Source organism: Serratia nevei, from assembly GCF_024160145.1.
GTDB lineage: Bacteria > Pseudomonadota > Gammaproteobacteria > Enterobacterales > Enterobacteriaceae > Serratia > Serratia nevei_A.
This window is the reverse complement of the sequence record NZ_JAMYWQ010000094.1, coordinates 1-1157: the sequence shown is the minus strand read 5'-3', so window position 1 is coordinate 1157 and position 1157 is coordinate 1. Positions and strand designations below refer to the sequence as shown.

1 protein-coding gene is annotated in these 1157 nt (G+C 69.6%); it reads left to right on the top strand.

Annotation, left to right across the window (positions count from 1 at the left end):
- The coding region (locus M6G53_RS24865; RefSeq protein WP_253335213.1) for an autotransporter outer membrane beta-barrel domain-containing protein at positions 1 to 1157 on the top strand (1157 nt) is incomplete at both ends.

The following is a 1157-nucleotide window of genomic DNA, read 5'->3' as shown; positions in this document are numbered from 1 at the left end:
GGCATGTTGGTGACCGTCGAAGATATTCCTGCGGAGTTCCGCATCCCGGATCCGGCGGGGGTGGCCTACGGCCCGACCCAGTTCGTGGTGGATCTGCCGGGCGTCGGCGCGGTGCTGGACAAGGGTAAACCGACCGAGCGCGTTTGCAGTGATACGCTTTGCGGCCTGGACTTCTGGAGCAACGACATCTCCGGCCACGGCGGCCTGACCAAGCAGGGCATCGGCACGCTGGTGCTGACGGGTAACAACACCTATGCCGGCCCGACGCTGGTCAATCAGGGGCGGCTGGCAGTCAACGGTTCGGTCACCTCGGCCGTCAGCGTACAGAGCGGCGGCATCGTCGGCGGCAGCGGCACGGTCGGTTCGCTGACCGCCCGTAATGGCGGCACCGTAGCGCCGGGCAACTCGATCGGCACCCTGAACGTGGCGGGCAACGTCAGCTTCGAACCGGGGTCGCGCTACGCGGTGGAAGTGGGGCCGAACGGCCAGAGCGATCGGATCCAGAGCAGCGGAGCGGCGACGATCGGCGGCGGCGAGGTGGCGGTGACGCTGGAGAACAGCCCCAACCTGCTGACGCAAAGCGAGGTGCGCAGCCTGCTGGGCCAGCAGTACACCATCCTGAGCGCGCAGCAGGGGGTGAGCGGGCAGTTTGACGCGGTGGCGCCGAACTACCTGTTCCTCGGCACCGGGCTGAGCTACCAGCCGACCGGGGTGACGCTGAGCGTCGGGCGCAATGGCACGAGCTTCGCCAGCGTGGCGCAGACGCCGAACGAACGGGCGGTGGCGGCAGCGGCGGATGCGCTGGCGGCGGGCAACCCGGTGTATGAGACCCTGCTCAACAGCGGCACGGTGGGCGAGGCGCGGCAGGCGTTCCGTCAGCTGTCGGGGCAAATCCATGCGGATATCGCGTCGGCGCTGGTGAACGACAGCCGCTACCTGCGTGAGGCGCTGAACGGGCGTCTGCGTCAGGCGGAAGGGCTGGCGAGCTCATCGGCCATCAAGGCGGACGAAGGCGGGGCCTGGGCGCAGCTGCTGGGGGCGTGGGACCACGCGTCGGGCGACGCCAACGCCACGGGCTATCAGGCCTCGACCTACGGGGTGCTGGTGGGGCTGGACTCGGCGGTAGCGGACGACTGGCGGCTGGGGGTGGCGACCGG